The sequence below is a fragment of the Paenibacillus sp. Y930 genome (assembly GCF_056786375.1).
The window spans coordinates 1-604 of the sequence record NZ_JBXCIX010000043.1; the positions used below are offsets into that span (position 1 = coordinate 1).

Genomic DNA, 604 nt, shown 5'->3' on the forward strand with positions numbered 1-604 from the left:
TTCAAAGAATAAAATCTATTACGGAAGGTTTACCAAAGCAAATCATTCATCATGATATATTAGTCTTTAATTTACTTATCGATAGTAAAACAAGAAAGATGAATGGAGTGTTAGATTTTGACTTTGCATCGCATGATATTCGTGCTCTAGAATTAGCAATTTGTATAAATCATATACTTCAATTTTCAGATGGTTCATTTGTAAAGCTAGAATTATTTCTAGACGCGTACTCTCAACATATGACATTGACAAATGAAGAAATCAACTATATCCCCATGTTAATGAAGATGTATTACGTCGCTTTGATATGTATATACATTGGTCAATATTATTCAGGGATAAAGATAGATGAATATTTTAGGGTAATACTGAATCAATTGATAATTAGGACACAATGGATAGAAAAACATGAAGAAACACTTATAGAATGCATAAAAATAAAACTAACTTGAGTTTGAATTGTAACTCGAGGAAGTGTCATACATCGTATAACACAGTATTCACGCGGCGGCTACGCCTTGGTCAGCAGAGGAAATTCAGGAAGTATGATCTGTCTGACAACTTGCTGTGCAAGTTCGTGAATACAAGAACGTTATAAGAAATC

At 32.1% G+C, this 604-nt stretch carries 1 protein-coding gene; it reads left to right on the forward strand.

The features are described from left to right. The coding region (locus AC1TO5_RS21285; RefSeq protein WP_482064830.1) for a phosphotransferase enzyme family protein at positions 1-452 on the forward strand (452 nt) is incomplete at its 5' end. Positions 453-604: the final 152 nt, after the last annotated feature.